This window comes from Rhizobium sp. BK008, assembly GCF_014197345.1.
Taxonomy (GTDB): domain Bacteria; phylum Pseudomonadota; class Alphaproteobacteria; order Rhizobiales; family Rhizobiaceae; genus Rhizobium; species Rhizobium anhuiense.
This window is the reverse complement of record NZ_JACIFK010000001.1, coordinates 1,376,047-1,395,159: the sequence shown is the minus strand read 5'-3', so window position 1 is coordinate 1,395,159 and position 19,113 is coordinate 1,376,047. Positions and strand designations below refer to the sequence as shown.

Here is a 19,113-nt window from a genome sequence, read left to right as displayed (position 1 = left end):
GCGACGCTTTGTATACGCTTTCACGTTGCGGACCTTGAAACCGTCGGGATCATGGCCCATAACCAGAGTACAAGAATAAGAAGAGGCGCGCGTGGGTGTATTCGACCGTCAGAAAAACAATCATGAACCGCGATGGCTCGGATCGTCGGCGCAAACACGCACGCCGCTGATTCCCTCCATCTCGGCGGCGCGCTGGCTGCTGGTTCTGATCGTCGCCGCCGGCGTTTATTTCTTCTACGGCTTCCTCGTGCCGGTGCTCGCAGCCCTCGTCATCGGCTTTGCCAGCTGGCCACTCTACCGTAAGCTTCTTGCCCGCGTCGGCGGCAACACGACGATCGCCGCCACCATCGCCATCATCATGATCATCACCTTCCTGGTCATCCCGATCGGGCTTGCGGTCACTTATACAACGGGCGAAGTGCGCACCTGGGTCACCTGGGCGATCCACGCCAACCGCGCCGGCGCCCCGACACCGGACTGGATCGTCGCGCTGCCTTTGGCCGGCGCCTATCTCGATGAAGCCTGGACCAAATATATCGGCAGTCCCGGCGCCCTGGGTGAGGTCATTCAGGCGGTCAGCGGCGCCAATATCGGCAATATCTATCGTGCCGTGCTTGCGGCCGGCGGCGGCGCCTTCCATCTGCTGCTGACGCTGCTCTTCATGCTAATCGCGCTGTTCTTCGTCTATCGCGACGGTTTCTCCTTTTCCAAGCAGATCGACATGCTCGGCGAGCGCATCCTGCCGAACCGCTGGGAACGCATTTCTCGGGTCGTGCCGGCGACGATCAGCTCCACCGTCATGGGCATGACGCTGATCGCGATCGGCGAAGGCATCGTGCTCGGGCTCGCCTATTGGATCGCCGGCGTGCCGTCGCCGGTCACCCTCGGCGTGCTGACGGGCGTGATGGCGCTGATACCGGGCGGCGCGCCGCTCTCCTTCACGCTGGTCTCCGTCTATCTGCTGGCCAGCGGCTCGCATGTCGCCGGCATCGGTCTTTTCGTCTGGGGTACGGTCGAACTTTTCATCGTCGACAAGACGCTGCGGCCGAAGCTCGTCGGCGGTCCGATCAAGCTGCCCTTCCTGCCGACCTTCTTCGGCCTCGTCGGCGGCGTCAAGACAATGGGTTTCCTCGGCCTCTTCATCGGCCCGGTGCTGATGGCGCTGATCGTCGCCATCTGGCGCGAATGGATCCACGAGGCCCGCAATGCCGACAAGAGCGAGACGGGACCGCAGCTCCTCATCGACGAACAGGCCCCGCCGGCAATCCCCGGCTCGTCGAAACCGATCCCGCGCGTTGCCGAAGGCTGAACCTGCCGTAGGTCCAATCGACATTCAGGATTCACGTCAGGCTTCATGTGTGATGCATAGGTCTGATTTGGAGACTTCAGATGGCCAAGCGACGGCATCTCAATGGCGTCGTATCTGCGATCTTTTGCCGGGCAAGCCCAGAGATCCTAGCCGAATCGGGCCGATAACCTTTTGTTTGTGAGCGCGGTTTTGTGAGTGTTGCGGTCTGGAGCCCATTGGCATGACCTGCCTGAGCGCTACGGCAAGTACAAGACAGTCCACAAGCGCTTCACCCGGTGGGCCAAGGCGGGCGTCTGGGAGACGGCGTTCGATCATCTCGTCCAGGATCCCGACAACGACTATGTCGCCCTCGATTCTTCGCTGGTGCGCGCCGCCACCGGAAAGGATGGCAGCCAAAAAGGGGACCAGGCTTTGGGACGCTCCCGAGGAGGACTGACCACCAAGTCCACATGGCCACCGATGGCAGAGGGCTGCCCCTCAGGATCATCCTCACTCCCGGCCAGCGCGCCGATGTCACCCAGGCCTCAGCCTTGCTCGAAGGACTCCAAGCTGGCCGCGTTCTCGCCGATAAAGCCTATGATTCTAATGCATTGCGCCAAGTCATCAGCAATCTGGATGCCGAAGCTGTCATCCCATGCAATCCGACGCGTAAGCATTCCATCCCATACGACTTCGACGCGTCGCAACCCGATACGACAAGCTGCTCGTCAACTTCATGAGGTTCGTCAAGCTCGCCGCAATCGCAATATGGCCCGGTGCGGAATTAATGTTCGAACTGATCTCGCAACACCGCGCACGGCTGCCACGTTGATCACCAGCAACCTTCCGTTCGACGAATGGACCGAGACCTTGGGATCTGAGCGCCTGATCGACGCTCTGCTGGACCGCATCACCCACCAAGTCAACATCCGCGAGATGAACGGCGACAGCTATCGCCTCGCGCAAAGCCGCGCCCGAAAGGACGGCTGACACCCGTCGAAAAATCGCAGCGCGCGGATGGGAACCCCGCTCGGGCTACGCCCTCCCGGTGGACTCATCCGCGCGCCGAGTAACCGACTTTTGCGCGTCGCGTGGCTGGTTATTACTCTGCCATCGACATATTTTCAGATCGCTAGCGCGATTGTTGTGGCGATCGAACGACCGCCACAACGGATATCGTTACAGGAGAAAATCGCCTGCCCCCAGCTGGACGTGGCCATGCAGCTGAACCTGGAAGTCCTGAACACCGTCGCCGTTCAGGTCGCCCTGGACAACGGTAGCATCAGCTTTGTCTTCATAGTGCCAAGTGAGCGCGCCGGCCTTGTGGTCGAATGAGGCACCCTCCTGCGCCAGGAAATGGAAGGCTCCATTGCCCTGTGCAGAGCCATTCGCATCGATCGCAAGGAGATCGATCTTATCGACGCCGTGCTGGAAGTCGGTGATGACGTCGCGGGTCGAGCCGGACCCGGCTTCCGCCGCTGTTTTGAAGACAAACGTATCCGAGCTGATACCGCCGGTCATGATGTCCTTTCCGGCACCCCCGATGAGGACGTCCGTGCCGGCGCCGCCGCTGAGCTTGTCCGCGCCGGCCCCGCCATCGAGAACGTTGCTGCCGCTATTGCCGGTCAGCACGTCGTTGTAGCTGGAGCCAGTCAAGTTTTCGATGCTGACGAACTTGTCACCGGTGGCATACCCACCCGATGCGGCCCCAGTCGCCAAGTTGACGTTGACCCCGCCAGAACCCGCATAGCCGGCCGTGTCGTTGTCGGCACCACCATTGAGGACGTCCCCGCCGGCGCCGCCGCTGAGCTTGTCCGCGCCAGCCCCGCCATTGAGAATGTTGCTGCCGCCATTGCCGCCAGTCAGCACGTCGTTGTAGCTGGAGCCAGTCAAGTTTTCGATGCTGGCGATCTTGTCACCGGTGGCTTGCCCGCCCGATGCGGCCTTAGTCGCCAGGTTGACGTTGACCGCGCCGGAGCCTGCATAGCTGGCCGTGTCGGTGCCACTACCACCGTCGAGCACGTCCGCGCCGGCGCCGCCCTTCAACACGTCACTACCGCCGAGACCCTTGAAGGTTTCGTTGCCGCCGTTGGACTGACCGGTGTGTGGCAGGATGTCGTTGCCGTTGGTGCCGACGAATTCCTTTGTCGTCGGCGTAGTTGGCGTGGTTGGCGTGGTCGGGTTCGTCGGTGTAGTTGGCGTCGTCGGATTCGTCGGCGTGGTTGGCGTTCCCGGTGCCGCGCTGGAGCCCGATTCGTAGGCACCCATATCGACAGTTCCAACGACGCGAGCGTGGCCGTCCAGATCGACCGAGCCGACCCCGTACTTGTTGGTTCCGCCGTCGATCGCCGACGAGCCGGAGCCGAGGTGGAAGTCGCCGCTCGCTGCCCCCAGGAATTTCGGGTCGACGCCGAGCTTATTGCCGTTCGCCGTGCTCGGCATCGCGTTGCCGCCGTCAGTCCTGACCGAGGACTGGCCGGCCGTCCCATTGTAGGTGATGTTGTTGGCCCAGACGGTGTTGGCGTTGGTGTAGCCGCCGTACGACGTGTTATCGACCGCAGTGTTGTTCTTGTTCACCGATGGGTCCGCTACGGCGATGTTGTTGACCCAGGTGTTGTTGCTCGACTGCGCGTTGCTGAGTTCGCCGCGCCAGGTGCCGTCGTTCAGCGGGTCCTGATTGTTGTGGTATGCGGTGTTGTTTTGCACCGTGACGGAGTCGCTCCAGGCAACCTGGATGCCTTTGCCGCCGTTCTCGTAGACCAGGTTGTTGTCGACCAGGGTCTTAAACGTGTAGTTCGGATGACCGCTCGCCTGCGTGCTCTGGAAATCGTCGATGATGATGCCGTTGCCATCGGTGTGTGCACCCGACTTCGTGACGTTGTCGTGCGAGATGTTGTTCTGCACGATATTCCGGTAGCCGGTCGTCGAGGTATCGCCGGTGATGTTCCGGTTCTCGTAGATCGAGATGCCCGAGTACCAGCCCGACGACGCGTTATTGTAGGTCTCGTTCCCTACGATCTTGACGAAGTCAGAATAGTTGAACTGAATGCCCGACTCCCCGCTGTCGTGGACCTTGTTGTTGAGAATTGAGACGTGATGGACGTTGTTCGCTTCGATGCCGTCGCCGTTGCCGCCCTTGATGTCGAAGCCGTCGATTGTCACGTAGTTGGCGTTGACGCTGATCCCGGTGTACGAGCCCGAGGGCGGACGGATCAGTGCTGCGCCAGGCACTTCCGAGCGCAGCGTGATGTCGCCAGCCGCCGAGCCGTCCTTGTCGATGTTGATGCTCTCGTTGTAGGTCCCCGGCTTCACCACGACCTCGTCGCCGGGTTTAAGGTTTGCAGCCATTGCCTCGCTGATCGTGCGAAAAGGAGACGAGGCACTGCCGTTACCGCCGCTGCCGGTCGTCGCTACGTAGTATGTCGTCATGTTCTTGTTCCTCAACCTTAGCGTTGTCTTTGCCGGTTACTATTTTTAGTTAATCAGGCGTTACGGCGGGAGGTTATAGGGCGACGTTTTGGAGGGCGCAACAGCAACGCGACAGTAAGTGCTTGAGAAGTATAGCCATATTGCTGCCACATTATCTAAATCGATCCGAAGTTACGGTTTGAAATATTTGGTGAATTTCGAGTCGCCCAAAATGTGGCAAAATATATGTCTCGCGTACCGCGAATTATTCTTTCTGCAACTATAGCGAAATGCGTCCATTGAAAACATTAGAAAAAGCTAGTGGGCGTGACTGGATTCCTGCCGTCGAAGGCGGAATCGAAATTTTTTTCTGAATTTAGCTATTTTGGGCAGCTTTTCCCCAAAGATTGGTACTAATCGAGATGAAAATGGGGGCTGCAGTGGCAGATTCGACCAAACCGATTGCGCAAGTGAGCGACCAGATTCGGCCGCGAATTTGCTCCCGCACACATCGCTCATACCCCCTCCAAAAATGCTCGATTGTCCGTTCGGGAACCGCGCTTGCCTTTGGTTCGACCCGGCACAAAGCCGCTGATACGCTCCCATCGATCATCTCGAAGTGCGTCGCAATCCATCACCGACCTGCAAAAGTCGGTGTGGAATCTGATTTGCTCCAGCCTGGGAATCCCTGACTGTTAAATCGTCACCCGCCCTAGCGGGCGATCATCCCAGCCGCTTTTCCATGAACAGGCTGAGCGGATCCGGCAGGTAAGCGCCGAAATGCTCGATCTCCCGATATCCGTATTTGCGGTAGAGGCTGATCGCCTCGGGCTGGTAGATGCCGGTTTCGAGCCGGATCGCCTTCAGCTGCATTTCCCCGGCGATCGCTTCCAGCGCATTCATCAGTCCGCTGGCGATCCTCAGCCCCCTCGCCTCTGGATCGACGAACATGCGCTTGATCTCAGCCGTGCCGTCGCCGGCCTCGACCAGCGCGCAGCAGCCGACGATCACATCGTCGCTGCGTGCGACGAGGAAGCTCACCGAAGGTTTCTCCAGCAACGAGAGGTCGACCAGATGGTTGCTCTCAGGGGGATAGAGCGATTGCGCATAGGCATCGGAAAGATCGAGAAGCCGGATGACACCTGCCTGACGCGGCGGCTCCAGGGCGATGGTGACGGACATGCTGACTCCCTGCTGGCACTGGGACACAATTTTTGCCGACATGACAAAGAGTTAATCCCGCTGCCTTCATTCGGTTGGAATTGCGCCGTCTAAGACGATGACATGCTCAATAGTCAAGGAAGCAGAATATGCAAGCGGTGCTGATCGCGATGACCATTCTCGGCTGCGATGATTCCATCAGCCAGTGCAATTATCTCGCGACGGTCGATAAACGCTGGGAAACTGTTGCCGCCTGCGATGCCGAAGCCGAGCGCCGGCTGAAGACCTATGTGAATGTCAATTATCCCTCGGTAATCGCGGTGTGCGAGGCCCCGAAGACCGTTGCCGCCGCCGAGCCGCCGAAACCGGCGCCCGCTCCGCCGGCTGTTGTTGAAGCGACAGAACAGCGTCCGCAGGGACTGCTTGGTTTTGCCGATAATATTGCCCAGCAGGTGCGCGACCATCTGCCTTCCGGCAAGAGCGTCAAGGACACGCTCACCAAGCCGGTGCATTTTGTCTCCACCAGCTATTCCTGGGTGGTGACACGGCTCGCCGATTAGAGCATGTCGCGCAAAACTGTGCAGCGGTTTTGCGCCAAAAGACGGGCGGAAACAAAGACCTGAAGTCCGGCAAGCTAATTTGAAGATCGCGACGCGCTTTAGGCCGCAGCGAGCGCCGCATAAACACGGGCGGATTGTCGCTGTTCGGTGACGTGGAGTTTTTCCACCATGTCCAGCAGCTCACCGATCGCGCCATGCGCGTCGTGATGGCGGAACTTTTCCAGAAGACGGCCGCAGACATTGCCGAGCACGCTGCCCGGCGCTTTTCTGGCGGCGTCGCGCCACAGCATCGTCGCCTCGACGAAGATGACACTAATATCTCTCGGCAGGCCGGCGGACTCGTAGAGCGCGCGCACCGCATGCATGCGCCCGGTTGCCAGGATCGAGCGCACCCGGCGCTCGCTGCAGCCTGTGAGATCGACGATCGCGCCGGCGAAGAAGTCGACCTTTCCGGCGCAGAGCGCATGCATCAGGAAGGATGGCGTCAGCCGGCCGTTGAGTCGCAGATGCTGGACGAGATCGGGTATTTCGCGCGGCGCGATATCGCCGGCGATCGAAACGATGGCAGCCTCGGTCGCCTCGCGGCTGATGCGCTGGAGCCGCTGCAGGCCGATAGCCGCCTGCGCCAGCGGTAGCCCGACCAGCGCATTGCTGACATGTTGGGTCAGCAGTTGGCGGGCATCGGCCGGAAGATCGCTGCGGTCGAGAAGCAGGTTGCGGATATCGCAGCAGTCGCCGAGCCGTTCGGCGATGCGTTTCAACGAAAGGCTGGAGATCACCGCGCCGTCATTCTCGAGCAGGCACAGCAGTTCTTCCTCGTCACCAACCTCGGCAAGCGCGGCGGAAACCGGGCGCGTCACATGCGCTCTGGCGGCGATCAGCATGCGGGTGGCGCCATTGCCGCGGGCGGCGAGATCGACGAGATCGGCATCGTTCAAAAGCGGCGAACAGGTCACTGCGTGGCAGGCGACTTCGGGCTGGTCCTCGGCAAGAGAAAGGATCAGGCTGCGCGGCGCATCGGGCGACCAGGCGATCGCCTCGGCCAGCGCCAGCCGCACGCGCGGCGACGAATCGTCGAGCAGAAAGGTCATCGCCATCTCAGCCGCCGCCCGCTCATCCGCAGACATCTCGGACTGCAGATAGGCTCGCCCGAGCGCGTTTGCGGCCCGGGCCCGGTCACCCGTCTTGGCCGTTTCGATCCAACGAAGGAAAGCTTCTACGATCACGCGACGCCCCAGCACTTGAACGCGATTCCTTCGCGCTCCATTCAATGCTGCGACGGTAGCGGCAAAAGGTTTAAGATTGGTTCACCATGTTTCTTAAGCCTTTACATGCCTTGATTAGCCACCAATCGGCGGCAATTGCGGCCGGACCATCTCGAAAACATCGCTGCCCTCGCTGTAATCCATATAGCCCATGCGGGCGACAGGGCGGGCGATCGACATGTCGAGGCGGCCGTCCCTGACGATCGCCTCGTCGATGCGGATGCCGACCACTTCGCCGAAGACGAGGACGTTTTCGGACGGTTCACCCGACAGCGTCTTCGGCTCGATGATCTCGGTAACCCTGCATTCGAGCACCGCGAAGGCCTCGCCGACATAGGGCGCATCGATCAGTTCGGCCTGCTTCGGCGTCAGACCGGCGAAGTCGAATTCACTGTTGCCGTAGGGCAGTGCCGCCGAGGAGAGGTTCATCTTCTCGGCAAGATCGCGGCTGACGAAATTGCAGGTGAAGACGCCGGTCTCGGCGGCATTGCGCTGGCTGTGTTTACGCCCGGCGGAAGAAAACATCACCAGCTTCGGCCGGTCGGCAACGGCATTGAAGAAGGAATAGGGCGCGAGATTGATCGAACCGTCCCTGCCCTTGCTGCCGATCCAGCCGATCGGACGCGGCGACACGATCGCCTTGAACGGATCATGCGCGAGCCCGTGCCGGTTCCCGTCGGTGGCGTAGAACATCAGTCTTCTCCACCGACCCAGGTTACGGTATCGGCAAGCTCCGGCCGCGGCCGCTCGATGGCTGGAAATGTGGTCGAGCCGATATGGATGAAGCCCGCCACCTTTTCATCCGGACCGACGCCGAGCAGCGGATAAGCGCGCTGGTCATAGGCGAACCACTCCGTCAGCCAATTGGCGACATAACCACTGGCATTGGCGGCGAGGATGACGTTGAGGCAAAGCGCACCGGCCGACATCAACTGCTCCCATTCCGGGATCTTGATATGCGGCCCCGCCTTGCTGACGACGGCGACGACCACGGGCGCGCGGGTGAAACGGGTGCGCTCGACCTGGATCATCTCTTCGGAAAGGTCGGGCTTTGCCTTGAGCGCCAAGGTCAGAAGCTCCTCACCGAGACGGGCGCGCTGCTCTCCGAGATAGACGATGAAGCGCCAGGGCGCGATCTTGCCATGATCGGGAACCCGCGAGGCAAGCCGCAGGATCTCCTCGATTTCGGCCTTCTCAGGGCCTGGTTCACACATCTGGAAAGCGGGGATGGAGCGGCGCACGGCGAGGTAATCAATCAGCTTGATATCGGATTTCATGCGGGAGAAACTCTCATTTTAATGCTGCTGCGAAGGGTGGGTCTTGAATTTGCCATCGCGTTGGTCTTGAAGTGGCCTTTGCGATTTCAGAAGTCAATCGGTTCACGAAACAGATGTTTGGCATTTCGCCTTTTGCACGCATCGGCCTTGCCATTGCCCTGATGATACTGACGCCCTTGGGCGCCGGCGCTCAGGATGCCTTCAAGGAATTCAAACAGCTTGAATCGACGCCGAAGATGCCGAAGCTCGATGCTTTCATCGCGCCTGGCAATGCGCCTGAAGGGGTCAAACTGCGTGACGTCCCGATGGAGGCCAAGCTGACGGCGGACGGCACGCCGGTGGAGGAAGGCCTCTCCTGGTACGTCTTCAGCCCGATCGCCGGAGCCGACGGCAAACTGCCGCTGATCGCCAGCGCCAAGGGCGGACCCGCCGCCTTTCAGCTCGCCCCCGGCGATTATTTCGTCAACGTTTCCTTTGGCCGCGCCGGCGTCACCAAGAAGCTGACCGTTCCGGCTGAAGGCGATGTCGACAAGCAGGTGATGGTGCTCGATGCCGGCGGCCTGCTGCTCAATGCCGTCTCCGGCACCGATGCCCGCATCCGCCCCGACCAGTTGAGCTTCTCGATCTATTCCTCGGAAGTGCGCGACGATGGCGAGCGTGGCCTCGTCGTTGCCGATGTCTCGCCGAATACCATCGTCCGCCTCAATGCCGGCACTTATCACATCGTTTCCGAGTACGGCAACGTCAACGCCGTGATCCGCGCCGACATCCAGGTGGAGGCCGGCAAGCTGACCGAGGCGACGATCCAGCATCGCGCCGCGCAGGTCACCTTCAAGCTTGTCTCCGATGCCGGCGGTGAGGCAATCGCCGATACGGCCTGGTCGATCCTGACGGCCGCCGGCGACAGCGTCGGCGAAAGCGTCAGCGCCTTCCCGACCATGGTTCTCGCCGAAGGTGGCTATTCCGCCGTCGCCCGCAACAAGGACAAGATCTACCAGCGCGATTTCACCGTCGTCGCCGGCAGGAATACCGATGTCGAGGTTCTGATGAAGGACCAGCAGCCGCAGCCGCCGGCGAGCGCGGCTCGCACAGTGCAACAGGTGCCGGTTGGCACACCGCCACCGCCGGGCGTCCAGCCGGCTCCGGTCGCTCCGCTGCCCTCCTACGAGCAACTCGCGCCACAAGGCGGCGACGACACCAGCCTCGATTGATTTAACCTCGATCGGCTTGGCCCAACCGAGACCTTTGGGCAAGGCCGCGCTTCGGCGGGCAGCGTCATCGACAGAGTGCGGCTTTATATCAGATTTCCGACAGCGCCGGGCCAGGGCCCGGCGCTGTCGTAACTCGCTATTTTCAGGCCGCCTTGGCTTTCCGTGCTTCGGCCTTGCGACGAATGTCGGGCGGCGTTGCCTCAAGAGTAAGGCTCTCGACAGCGGCATCGAGCCCCATCGAAACCTGATCCTGGCTGCCGAGGCGGCGGATGTTGACCGTGCGCTCCTCGGCCTCCTTCCTGCCGCAGACGATGATGACAGGGACCTTGGTGACCGAATGCTCGCGGATCTTGTAATTGATCTTCTCGTTGCGGAAATCGGTCTCGACGTTGAGACCGGCATCGCGCAACGCCTCGGCCACTTCGAGGCCATAGGCATCGGCTTCCGAAGTGATCGTTGCCACCACCACCTGCAGCGGCGATACCCAGAGCGGCAGATGGCCGGCGAAGTTCTCGATCAGGATGCCGAGGAAGCGTTCCATCGAGCCGCAGATGGCGCGATGGATCATCACCGGCTGCGTCTTTTCGGAATTGCTGTCGATGTAGAAGGCCCCGAAGCGTTCCGGCAGGTTGAAATCGACCTGTGTCGTGCCGCACTGCCATTCACGGCCAATCGCGTCCTTCAGCGTATATTCGAACTTCGGCCCATAGAAAGCGCCCTCGCCCGGCAGGATGCCGGTCTTGATGCGACCTTCGGACTGAGCCTCGATCGTCTTCAGCACATCGGTCATGACGGCTTCCGCACGATCCCAGAGCGCGTCGGAGCCGACACGCTTTTCCGGACGGGTAGAAAGCTTGACGACAATTTCCTTGAAACCGAAGTCTTCATAGACCGACAGGATCAGGTCGTTGATCTTAAGGCATTCGGCAGCCATCTGCTCGTCGGTGCAGAAGATGTGCGCGTCGTCCTGCGTAAAGCCACGCACGCGCATCAGCCCATGCAGCGCGCCCGAAGGCTCGTAGCGGTGCACCAGGCCGAATTCGGCGAGACGGATCGGCAATTCGCGATAGGACTTCAAGCCATGCTTGAAGATCTGCACATGGCCGGGGCAGTTCATCGGCTTTAGCGCAAAGACGCGGTTATCCGCCTCCTTGTCTTCGGGATGCGTCATTGCATGCGCCGATTTCACAGCGAACATGTTTTCCTGATACCAGCCCCAGTGCCCCGAGGTTTCCCAGAGCGCTGTGTCGAGCACCTGTGGTGCGTTGACTTCTTCATAATCGACGGCAAGCCGGCGACGCATATAGGAGACCAGCGACTGGAAAATGCGCCAGCCCTTGCCGTGCCAGAATACGACACCCGGGCCTTCCTCCTGGAAATGGAACAGGTCCATTTCCCGGCCGAGCTTGCGGTGGTCGCGCTTTTCGGCTTCGGCAAGCATATGCAGGTAGTTGTCGAGTTCCGACTGCTCGGCGAAAGCCGTGCCGTAGATGCGGCTCAGCATCGGATTGTTGCTGTCGCCGCGCCAATAGGCGCCGGCCACCTTCAAGAGCTTGAAGGCGTTGCCAATCTGGCCGGTCGAGGCCATATGCGGGCCACGGCAGAGGTCGAACCAGTCGCCCTGGTAATAGATCTTGAGATCCTGTCCTGCCGGAATCGCGTCGACGAGCTCGACCTTGTACTGCTCGCCCTTGTCGGCGAAGACCTGTTTGGCCTTCTCGCGCGACCAGACCTGCTTGGTGAAGGCGGCGTTGCGGGCGATGATCTCCTTCATCTTCTTTTCGATCTTCGGCAGATCGTCGGGCGTGAAGGGCTCGTTCTTGGCGAAGTCGTAATAGAAGCCGTTTTCGATGACCGGGCCGATCGTCACCTGGGTGCCGGGCCAGAGCTCCTGCACCGCTTCGGCCATGACGTGCGCCGCGTCGTGGCGGATGAGCTCCAGCGCGCGGTCGTCGTTGCGGGTGATGATCTCGATCCTGCCCGTCGTGACGGAATCGGAAAGGTCGCGCACGGTACCGTCGATTGCGATGGCGACCGCCTTCTTGGCGAGCGATTTGGAAATGGATTCAGCGACATCCCGGCCGGTTGCGCCAGCATCGAAGCTGCGCACGGAACCATCGGGAAATGTCAGGGAAATAGCTTGGGACATCGAAATTCTCCTTGTCCAGTCCCGCCAACGAATGCGGGTGGTTGCAACGGCAGCGCCTCCGTCCTCGGATACGCTGCCGCCTGATACTCAGATTTCCTACGTGAGTAAAGAAGAAGCCGGCCTAGATGATCATTTCAGTCAGGCCGCACACCGTGTTCCAGTTGCGCATCGTACCGACGCCGAGCCGCTTGGTCGTCAGCGCCGAAAGCAGCTTGGATTGGCTCGGCTTGCCGGCGAAATCGATCCAGAGATCGCCGCCGACGACGGCGATGCGTTGTCCCTCGGTCAGCAGCGGTTTCAGCGCTTCCACCTTCTTCGGGTCGACCGGCAGGCGCATTACCCGAACGATGACCTGGTCACCATTACCGTCTTTGAAAGGATTGGTGCTGCAAAGCGCCATCCAGGTGCAGTCGCTGCGCACGATGATATCAACATGCTTGCCGAACTTTTCTTCAAAACCCTCTTCGAGGGCGACTTCAAGTTCGTGCGGCCGCATATCGTCGGCCTCGAAGACGAGATTGCCAGTGGAAACCAGCGTGCGCGGCTCGCGATAGCCGAGCTCTTCGGCAAGTGCGCGCAAATCCTGCATGATAACGCGGCGATCTGGCGTCAGGACAATGCTGTGCAGGAGGGCGATGAAGGTGCTCATGGCCGCCAGAACTCCTCTGCGCCGTCGGGCAATGTCTTCAGCACTCTGTCGAATGCGGCGACTTCGACATGTTTTCGCACAGCCATTGCCACGTCTCGGATGGCAGTGTCGGGGGCAAAATTATGGTCACCGCGCAGTGACTGCGCCTCGCGCGTCATCGCGGCACGATCATCAAAGGACCGTTTGGCGTCATGCGGGTTCCAGTCGGAGACGAAGATTGCGCGCAGCACCGGCGGCAGCACATCGGCGAACCGCAGTGCGTCTGCGACATCGAGGCGGCAGCGGAATGTCTGAAAGACCCCTTGGGTCATCGTGTAGACCACATTGCGGCTGTCGATCAGCGCATCGGCTCTCACATCATCGAGATAGCTGTCGAAATCCTCCGATGCACGCCTGTATTCACCGGGCATCGTCATGGCGCTCACCCTCTCTTGCGTCCGAGAGCGAGATAACGCCAGGGGGTCCACCAGCGGAAGCGGTCGCCGAGCCTCTCCGGCACCTGGTCTAGGCCGCTGGTGCCGCCCGGGCCGCAGCGGCCGACGCGAAACAGCGTCATCCAGCCGCCAGCCCACAGGCCATGGCGGGCGATCGACTCATAGCCATATTCGGAGCAGGTCGGGATGTGGCGACAGGAATTGCCGACAAAGCCGGAAAGCGTCAGCTGATAGAGGCGGATAAGCCCCATGCCGAGCAAGCGGTCGGGGGTCTTGCGGAACGGGCCGGTATAGTTGCGGGAGGAGCCTGCGGCCTTTTCACGCGACTTGCCTGATCCGGCGGCACCGCCGTCGTCCTCATCATCAGCCTGCCGGACGCAGAACTCGCACATGTCAGCTACGCCTCGACAACTTCCGCCCGTTTCGCCTCGATCTGCCCGATCGCATCGACAACGGCATCGAAGGTCAGCATCGTCGAAGCATGGCGAGCCTTGTAGTCACGCACCGGCAGAAGATAACGCATGTCTTCGAACCGTCCCTGCGGCCCCGCTCCATCGGCCTTCAGCATGGCAAGCATGTCCAGGCGTGCCTGGCGCAGTTCGCCCGATGTCGCGCCGACCACGTGGCGGGCCATGATCGAGGACGAGGCCTGGCCGAGTGCGCAGGCCTTTACGTCATGGGCAAAACCGCTCACGGTATCGCCATCCATCTTCAGCCAGATCCGCACCTTCGAGCCGCAGAGCTTGGAATGGGCCTGGGCGGTCGCATCGGCATCCGCCAACGTGCCGGTCAACGGAATATTGCCTGCGAATTCGAGAATCTTGCTGTTGTAGATGTCATCCATGCTGGATTTCCGCTCCAAAATCGCTGCGGATCGGCCTCTTTGCGGGTGTTATTGTTATTGAAACAAAAAACACACCGTGTCGTCCGAGGATACTTACATATAATGGCCGTCTTCCTATATGTATGTCGTTCGAAGGCCATGAAAATGCAATGGCCTCTTGTAAGTTTGATTGGGAAACCGTGCCGGACGGGCGTTGAATCTGCCCCGAAAGCCCCGGAGCCTGCCAAAGGTGCATGAATTCCCGCATGGGATTGACCAGTGGCGATTCCGACAGATGGGCCCGCGGTGCGGGCCAGGAGACCATTGTTCATGGACGCCATCGTAAAGAACTTTCCGCAGACGAACCGGGACTCCGATCGCCCTTCCCAGCAGGAGGCCGAGGAAGCCGTTCGCGTTCTGCTGCGCTGGGCCGGTGACGACCCGACGCGCGAAGGCCTGCTCGAAACGCCGGCCCGCGTCGTCAAGTCGTATCGCGAGCTTTTTTCCGGTTACGACATGGCGGCGGAAGACGTGCTCGGCCGTACCTTCGAGGAGGTCGCCGGTTACGATGACATGGTCCTCGTCAAGGACATTCCCTTCTTCTCGCACTGCGAACACCACATGGTGCCGATCATTGGCAAGGCCCATGTCGCCTATATGCCGGACGGGCGTGTGCTCGGTCTGTCGAAGATTGCCCGTGTCGTCGAAATCTATGGCCGCCGCCTGCAGACGCAGGAAACGATGACCGCGCAGATCGCCAGGGCCATCGACGATACGCTGAATCCGCGCGGTGTTGCCGTGATGATCGAGGCCGAACATATGTGCATGGCGATGCGCGGCGTTCAGAAGCAGGGCTCGACCACGTTGACGACCACGTTTACGGGAACGTTCAAGACCGAGCCGGCCGATCAGGCCCGTTTCATGACCATGGTGCGGAGCCGCTGATACCGGCTCCCTCAGGAGGGCCGCGATGAGTCAACTGATCTTCAATCAACCATCCGGGGACAAGTCGGCGTTGGAAGACGCCGGCGATTTCACGCCGCGTTTCGACGACCGCGGCCTGATCACCGCGATCGTCACCGACGCCAGGGACGGCGAACTGCTGATGGTGGCGCATATGAATGCCCACGCGCTGGCTCTGACCATCCAGAGCGGCACGGCCCATTATTTCAGCCGTTCGCGCGGCAAGATCTGGAAGAAGGGCGAGACCTCGGGCAATCTGCAGACGGTGAAGGAAATACGCACCGATTGCGATCAGGACGCCATCTGGCTGAAGGTCGAGGTCGCCGGCCACGACGCCACCTGTCACACCGGCCGCCGCTCCTGCTTCTACCGCACGATCACGCTTCGAGACGGAAAGCCGATGCTGGATATCGTCGACGACGAGATTCATTTCGATCCACACGATGTCTACGGAAAATAGCCCGAATTTCTCCGGCATTTGCTCCTTATTGCGCCAGAAACCGCTTCTATATACCATTTGGAAACTGATCGGGCACACTATCGGAAACCAAGTGTTCTGCTGGGAGGGGAGAGCGCCATGCTGAGCTGGAGTCTGCATCGTCAAAGCTCTGAAGGCGAAGGTCCTGGTTCCGGAATGTCCACGACGCTGGAGACGATCCCGCCTCCCGCGCCTGTCAAGAAAATCAAGATCGCCTTGGCGCTCGGCGGCGGCGCGGCCCGCGGCTGGGCCCATATCGGCGTGCTGCGCGCGCTCGACGAGGCAAAGGTCGAAATCGGTATGATTGCCGGCACCTCGATCGGCGCGCTGGTTGGCGGCTGCTATCTCGCCGGCAAACTCGATGAACTCGAAAGTTTCGCGCGCTCGCTGACCATGCGCCGGATTGCAAGTCTCCTCGATCTCACCATCGGCGGCAGCGGCCTTTTCGGCGGCATGCGGCTGACCAAGCGCATGCAGGAACATCTCGAAGGCCTGAACGTCGAGGATCTCGATCGGCCCTTCGTCGCGGTCGCGGCCGAGGTCAATACCGGCCATGAGGTCTGGATTGCCAATGGGTCGCTGATTACAGCGCTGCGCGCCTCCTATGCCCTGCCCGGCATCTTCGAGCCGGTGCGCAGCAATCACCGCACGCTGGTCGACGGGGCGCTGGTCAATCCCGTCCCCGTCTCCGTCTGCCGTGCCTACGAGCAGCCGCTCGTCGTCGCCGTCAATCTCAACTACGACCTGTACGGCCGCTCGGCCGTCGTCCGGCACAATGCCAGCCTCTCGCCGCAGGAAGTGCAGAAGCAGGAAGAGGCGCCCTATGCGCGCCTCGGCATGACCGGCGTCATGGTGCAGGCCTTCAACATCATCCAGGATAGGATCGCCCGCGCCCGTCTCGCCGGCGACCCGCCGGATATTTCGCTGCAGCCGCGCCTCAGCTATATCGGCCTTTCCGAATTCCACCGGGCCGGTGAGGCGATCGAACGCGGCTACGAGGAAGCCAGAGCCCGGCTCCCCGAGATCAAGCGCATGCAGGAAGTCTACGCTAGCCAGCCCTGATGCATGCCGTCCGAAAGCGTGTGGCGTTTGGAACGGCGACATCAATCAGGCACGGCCGGCAAAAACCTCAGCCGGCGATATAGGCCTTGATTTCCTCGGCCTCACGCTCGACTTCGGCGATGCGCGATTTCACCACGTCGCCGATAGAGATGATGCCGGCAAGCTTGCCGCTGCTTTCCACCGGCACGTGACGGAAACGGCGGCTGGTCATCAGCTCCATCAGCTCGTTGACGGTCGTCTCTTCATGGCAGCGGTAGACCTTTGCGGTCATGACCTGGGCGAGCGAGTGATCGAGGCCTTCCTTGCCGTGCTTGGCGATCGCATGCACGAGATCGCGCTCGGTGAACATGCCCGAAATCCGGTTTTCCATGCCGACGACGACGATCGCGCCGATCTTCTTCTTGCTGAGGATGGCCGCCGCCTCGGCGACGGTGGTGTTCGGCCCGGCAGTGACGACGTCCCTGCCCTTCAGGTCGAGGATTGCTTTGACTGAACTGGTCATTCGAACCTCCTATGTCCGTGAAACACTTGTCACAGGCATCCGCGGCGGTTTCTCCCCCCAGCGCGGATAAGGCAATCGTGCACTGCCCGGCTCAGGATTGCAACACATCCTTCTCGGTGCCCGCAGGTTCCATCACAGGCGGGCGCGGCGCCCGGTCGAACAGCGAAAACAGGAAGAAGCCGAAGACGAAGCCGCCAATATGCGCGTCCCAGGCAATCGCCTGATCGCTGTCGCCGACGAGCGGGATTCCGACGGCGATCAGGGCGTTGCCGACAAGCCAGAGCAGCATGAAGATGATGACGGTGCGGCTCTTCAGCGCCTCGAAGATGGAAAGCCGGGCATTGAGATGTGCCGGCAGCATCGGCCGTCGTTCGGCTGGAAAGGCGAATCGGCAGGCAGCGCCCATCAGCCCGGAGATTACCCCTGACGCGCCGATCAAAAGCGACACGTCGCCCCAGTTCAGGACCGCGTGCAGGGCAGCGGATGCGACGGAGGAAAAGAGCCAGAAGAGTACGAAACGCAGCGTCCCGATACGGCGCACCACCGGCGCGCCGAAGGCCATCAGCCAGAACGCGTTGAAGACGATATGCTGAACGCTGCCGTGCAGCAGCGAATAGGTGACTGGCGTCCAGAACAGCTCCGGCCCCTGCTGCGACAGCGGAATCACATAGCGGGCGGGAACGAAGCCGAAGGTGAAGAACAGCCAGTTCAGCGCATCGTCGGAGAGCAAGAGCTCCTGCACCGCGTAGATGGCGGCCAGCAGGCAAAGGCTGAAGAACAGTGCCGGCGGAAGGTTGAAGACCGGTTCGCGCGCTGGCCGTGCCGGCGGCTGGACCTTGGAAGGTTCGGGCGCCTCGTTCGGCTCGGCCGTCTGCTCATTCATCTGCGTATCGCCTCGTTGAGGCCACAGCCATACAGGAGCGACTGTCAAAAAAAAAGCCGTCCGAAGTGCCGGACGGCGTGTCGGGAGTTCGAGGAAAAGACCTCGGCCCGGGCAGGTTGTGCTGAACTTCGAAAGTCGAAGCGATGCGGGACAGTGGCACGACTGGCGCAGCACCTCAACCGAAACCCTTTCTTAACCTTAACCGCCGCGGTTTGGCATGAAATCCGCAAGGTAGAGCCTGTAGGGGCAATGAGTGCCCGAAAATGATCCGGAATGGGACAGGTTGGTGTGAAATGCGTGTGCAAACGACCATCGAAATTTTTGACTACTGGAACCGTATCCGCGGCACTGCCGATGCGCCGCTGAAATCAGAGGTCGAACCCTCCGCCGTCCCGCATCTGCTGCAAAGTCTCTTCATCCTGGAGGCGCGCGAGGGCGGAGATATTGGTTTCCGGCTCGCCGGCACCCGCATCTGCGATCTCTTTGGCCATGATCTGCGCGGCGAACGTTTTTCATCGCTCTGGGCCCATGGCCAGCACGCCGATATCGAACGCACGGCGATGGGCGTCATGGACCATGCCATGCCCGCCCTGTTCAATGCCACCGGCTACAGCACCGTCGGCCATCAGGCCTCCTTCGAGATTATCATGATGCCGCTGCGCTCACCGAACGGCGCCTGTGATCGGTTGCTCGGCGCCATTGCCCCGACTGCGGCTGCGAGCTGGCTGGAGATCGTACCGCTCGAATTCCTGGCGCTCGACCGCAGCCGTCTGCTGCCCGGAAAGTTCGGCAAGGCAGCACCCGTCGAACTGCGCCCCATCAACGAGATTGTCGCCGGCAGAAGCGCCCGTTTCGGACAGGTCATGCGCCGCATGGTGTCGCAGCTGCTGATGAGTGCGGAGGCGCGCTGAGGGTTTCGTTTCGGGACATCGGGCATACTCGTTTTCGGCTATGTCGGGACGAGACGGAACAACCTTCTGTTAATGGATTGCGGGTAATG

General features: G+C 61.0%; 19 protein-coding genes and 2 pseudogenes. 9 read left to right on the top strand and 12 right to left on the bottom strand.

What is annotated here, in order from left to right:
- Positions 1-91: 91 nt before the first annotated feature.
- From FHT69_RS06765 to FHT69_RS06755, 3 genes and pseudogenes are all read left to right on the top strand, one after another.
- Positions 92-1,309, top strand: coding sequence for an AI-2E family transporter (locus FHT69_RS06765; RefSeq protein ID WP_047615262.1), 1,218 nt, complete (start codon positions 92-94; stop codon positions 1,307-1,309).
- Positions 1,310-1,361: 52 nt separating this feature from the next.
- Positions 1,362-2,060: pseudogene (locus FHT69_RS06760) on the top strand (IS5 family transposase); the annotation flags it as partial.
- A pseudogene (locus FHT69_RS06755) lies at positions 2,061-2,278 on the top strand (ATP-binding protein); the annotation flags it as partial.
- Positions 2,279-2,467: 189 nt separating this feature from the next.
- Here the strand turns inward: FHT69_RS06755 and FHT69_RS06750 are convergent.
- Positions 2,468-4,717, bottom strand: a complete 2,250-nt coding sequence (locus tag FHT69_RS06750; protein ID WP_097623420.1) for a M10 family metallopeptidase C-terminal domain-containing protein — start codon at positions 4,715-4,717, stop codon at positions 2,468-2,470.
- Positions 4,718-5,419: 702 nt separating this feature from the next.
- Positions 5,420-5,878, bottom strand: a complete 459-nt coding sequence (locus FHT69_RS06740) for a GNAT family N-acetyltransferase (RefSeq protein WP_183845445.1) — start codon at positions 5,876-5,878, stop codon at positions 5,420-5,422.
- 128 nt (positions 5,879-6,006) lie between these two features.
- Between FHT69_RS06740 and FHT69_RS06735 the strand changes: the two genes are divergently transcribed.
- The gene (locus FHT69_RS06735; protein ID WP_047615269.1) at positions 6,007-6,417 is read left to right on the top strand and encodes a hypothetical protein; all 411 of its coding nucleotides are present in this window, start codon (positions 6,007-6,009) and stop codon (positions 6,415-6,417) included.
- A gap of 98 nt (positions 6,418-6,515) precedes the next feature.
- Here the strand turns inward: FHT69_RS06735 and FHT69_RS06730 are convergent, their stop codons facing one another.
- From FHT69_RS06730 to FHT69_RS06720, 3 genes are all read right to left on the bottom strand, one after another.
- Positions 6,516-7,658 carry a DUF2336 domain-containing protein gene (locus FHT69_RS06730; RefSeq protein ID WP_183905116.1) on the bottom strand — a complete coding sequence of 381 codons (1,143 nt, stop codon included), beginning with the start codon at positions 7,656-7,658 and terminating at the stop codon, positions 6,516-6,518.
- A gap of 99 nt (positions 7,659-7,757) precedes the next feature.
- Positions 7,758-8,375 (bottom strand): flavin reductase family protein, encoded by a 618-nt coding sequence (locus FHT69_RS06725; protein ID WP_063473942.1) that lies wholly within the window; start codon positions 8,373-8,375, stop codon positions 7,758-7,760.
- Positions 8,375-8,959 (bottom strand): nitroreductase, encoded by a 585-nt coding sequence (locus FHT69_RS06720; RefSeq protein ID WP_183845443.1) that lies wholly within the window; start codon positions 8,957-8,959, stop codon positions 8,375-8,377. Before FHT69_RS06720 ends, FHT69_RS06725 begins: the two co-directional genes overlap by 1 nt.
- 113 nt (positions 8,960-9,072) lie before the next feature.
- Between FHT69_RS06720 and FHT69_RS06715 the strand changes: the two genes are divergently transcribed.
- A complete protein-coding gene (locus tag FHT69_RS06715) occupies positions 9,073-10,170 on the top strand; it encodes a hypothetical protein (RefSeq protein ID WP_063473940.1) in 1,098 nt (365 codons plus the stop codon).
- A 142-nt stretch (positions 10,171-10,312) separates the two neighbouring features.
- Here the strand turns inward: FHT69_RS06715 and thrS are convergent, their stop codons facing one another.
- From thrS to FHT69_RS06690, 5 genes are all read right to left on the bottom strand, one after another.
- A complete protein-coding gene (gene thrS, locus FHT69_RS06710) occupies positions 10,313-12,319 on the bottom strand; it encodes a threonine--tRNA ligase (protein ID WP_183845442.1) in 2,007 nt (668 codons plus the stop codon).
- Between the two features lie 121 nt (positions 12,320-12,440).
- The gene (locus FHT69_RS06705) at positions 12,441-12,968 is read right to left on the bottom strand and encodes a DUF1697 domain-containing protein (protein WP_047615277.1); all 528 of its coding nucleotides are present in this window, start codon (positions 12,966-12,968) and stop codon (positions 12,441-12,443) included.
- Positions 12,965-13,384 (bottom strand): DUF2267 domain-containing protein, encoded by a 420-nt coding sequence (locus FHT69_RS06700; protein WP_097631249.1) that lies wholly within the window; start codon positions 13,382-13,384, stop codon positions 12,965-12,967. Before FHT69_RS06700 ends, FHT69_RS06705 begins: the two co-directional genes overlap by 4 nt.
- Before the next feature lie 5 nt (positions 13,385-13,389).
- On the bottom strand, positions 13,390-13,794 hold the full coding sequence (gene yidD / locus FHT69_RS06695; RefSeq protein ID WP_097631240.1) for a membrane protein insertion efficiency factor YidD: 405 nt from the start codon (positions 13,792-13,794) through the stop codon (positions 13,390-13,392).
- A 5-nt stretch (positions 13,795-13,799) separates the two neighbouring features.
- Positions 13,800-14,246 (bottom strand): iron-sulfur cluster assembly scaffold protein, encoded by a 447-nt coding sequence (locus tag FHT69_RS06690; RefSeq protein WP_097631241.1) that lies wholly within the window; start codon positions 14,244-14,246, stop codon positions 13,800-13,802.
- Between the two features lie 309 nt (positions 14,247-14,555).
- On the opposite strand from FHT69_RS06690, the gene folE reads away from it, so the two are divergent.
- The 3 genes from folE (at position 14,556) to FHT69_RS06675 (ending at position 16,728) form a co-directional block, all read left to right on the top strand.
- Entirely contained in the window at positions 14,556-15,170 is a 615-nt protein-coding gene (gene folE, locus FHT69_RS06685) for a GTP cyclohydrolase I FolE (RefSeq protein WP_047615284.1), read from the top strand.
- 25 nt (positions 15,171-15,195) lie between these two features.
- Entirely contained in the window at positions 15,196-15,648 is a 453-nt protein-coding gene (hisI, locus tag FHT69_RS06680; RefSeq protein WP_097544332.1) for a phosphoribosyl-AMP cyclohydrolase, read from the top strand.
- A gap of 117 nt (positions 15,649-15,765) precedes the next feature.
- Entirely contained in the window at positions 15,766-16,728 is a 963-nt protein-coding gene (locus FHT69_RS06675; protein WP_047615287.1) for a patatin-like phospholipase family protein, read from the top strand.
- A gap of 67 nt (positions 16,729-16,795) precedes the next feature.
- Here FHT69_RS06675 and FHT69_RS06670 read toward each other — a convergent pair whose 3' ends face one another.
- The gene (locus tag FHT69_RS06670; RefSeq protein WP_183845440.1) at positions 16,796-17,230 is read right to left on the bottom strand and encodes a CBS domain-containing protein; all 435 of its coding nucleotides are present in this window, start codon (positions 17,228-17,230) and stop codon (positions 16,796-16,798) included.
- Between the two features lie 91 nt (positions 17,231-17,321).
- Positions 17,322-18,113: a rhomboid family intramembrane serine protease gene (locus FHT69_RS06665; RefSeq protein WP_097623416.1), complete on the bottom strand. Its 792-nt coding sequence runs from the start codon at positions 18,111-18,113 to the stop codon at positions 17,322-17,324.
- A 263-nt stretch (positions 18,114-18,376) separates the two neighbouring features.
- Here FHT69_RS06665 and FHT69_RS06660 point away from each other — a divergent pair, with 263 nt between their 5' ends.
- The gene (locus tag FHT69_RS06660; protein WP_176707337.1) at positions 18,377-19,024 is read left to right on the top strand and encodes a PAS domain-containing protein; all 648 of its coding nucleotides are present in this window, start codon (positions 18,377-18,379) and stop codon (positions 19,022-19,024) included.
- The last annotated feature ends 89 nt before the right edge of the window (positions 19,025-19,113 follow it).

Excerpts from the sequence above, each read along its gene's own strand:
- FHT69_RS06750 (WP_097623420.1), bottom strand. The coding sequence starts at position 4,717 with ATGACGACATACTACGTAGCGACGACCGGCAGCGGCGGTAACGGCAGT.
- FHT69_RS06740 (WP_183845445.1), bottom strand. The coding sequence starts at position 5,878 with ATGTCCGTCACCATCGCCCTGGAGCCGCCGCGTCAGGCAGGTGTCATC.
- FHT69_RS06735 (WP_047615269.1), top strand. The coding sequence starts at position 6,007 with ATGCAAGCGGTGCTGATCGCGATGACCATTCTCGGCTGCGATGATTCC.
- FHT69_RS06725 (WP_063473942.1), bottom strand. The coding sequence starts at position 8,375 with ATGTTCTACGCCACCGACGGGAACCGGCACGGGCTCGCGCATGATCCG.
- FHT69_RS06720 (WP_183845443.1), bottom strand. The coding sequence starts at position 8,959 with ATGAAATCCGATATCAAGCTGATTGATTACCTCGCCGTGCGCCGCTCC.
- FHT69_RS06715 (WP_063473940.1), top strand. The coding sequence starts at position 9,073 with ATGTTTGGCATTTCGCCTTTTGCACGCATCGGCCTTGCCATTGCCCTG.
- thrS (WP_183845442.1), bottom strand. The coding sequence starts at position 12,319 with ATGTCCCAAGCTATTTCCCTGACATTTCCCGATGGTTCCGTGCGCAGC.
- FHT69_RS06705 (WP_047615277.1), bottom strand. The coding sequence starts at position 12,968 with ATGAGCACCTTCATCGCCCTCCTGCACAGCATTGTCCTGACGCCAGAT.
- FHT69_RS06700 (WP_097631249.1), bottom strand. The coding sequence starts at position 13,384 with ATGACGATGCCCGGTGAATACAGGCGTGCATCGGAGGATTTCGACAGC.
- yidD (WP_097631240.1), bottom strand. The coding sequence starts at position 13,794 with ATGTGCGAGTTCTGCGTCCGGCAGGCTGATGATGAGGACGACGGCGGT.
- FHT69_RS06690 (WP_097631241.1), bottom strand. The coding sequence starts at position 14,246 with ATGGATGACATCTACAACAGCAAGATTCTCGAATTCGCAGGCAATATT.
- folE (WP_047615284.1), top strand. The coding sequence starts at position 14,556 with ATGGACGCCATCGTAAAGAACTTTCCGCAGACGAACCGGGACTCCGAT.
- hisI (WP_097544332.1), top strand. The coding sequence starts at position 15,196 with ATGAGTCAACTGATCTTCAATCAACCATCCGGGGACAAGTCGGCGTTG.
- FHT69_RS06675 (WP_047615287.1), top strand. The coding sequence starts at position 15,766 with ATGCTGAGCTGGAGTCTGCATCGTCAAAGCTCTGAAGGCGAAGGTCCT.
- FHT69_RS06670 (WP_183845440.1), bottom strand. The coding sequence starts at position 17,230 with ATGACCAGTTCAGTCAAAGCAATCCTCGACCTGAAGGGCAGGGACGTC.
- FHT69_RS06665 (WP_097623416.1), bottom strand. The coding sequence starts at position 18,113 with ATGAATGAGCAGACGGCCGAGCCGAACGAGGCGCCCGAACCTTCCAAG.
- FHT69_RS06660 (WP_176707337.1), top strand. The coding sequence starts at position 18,377 with ATGATCCGGAATGGGACAGGTTGGTGTGAAATGCGTGTGCAAACGACC.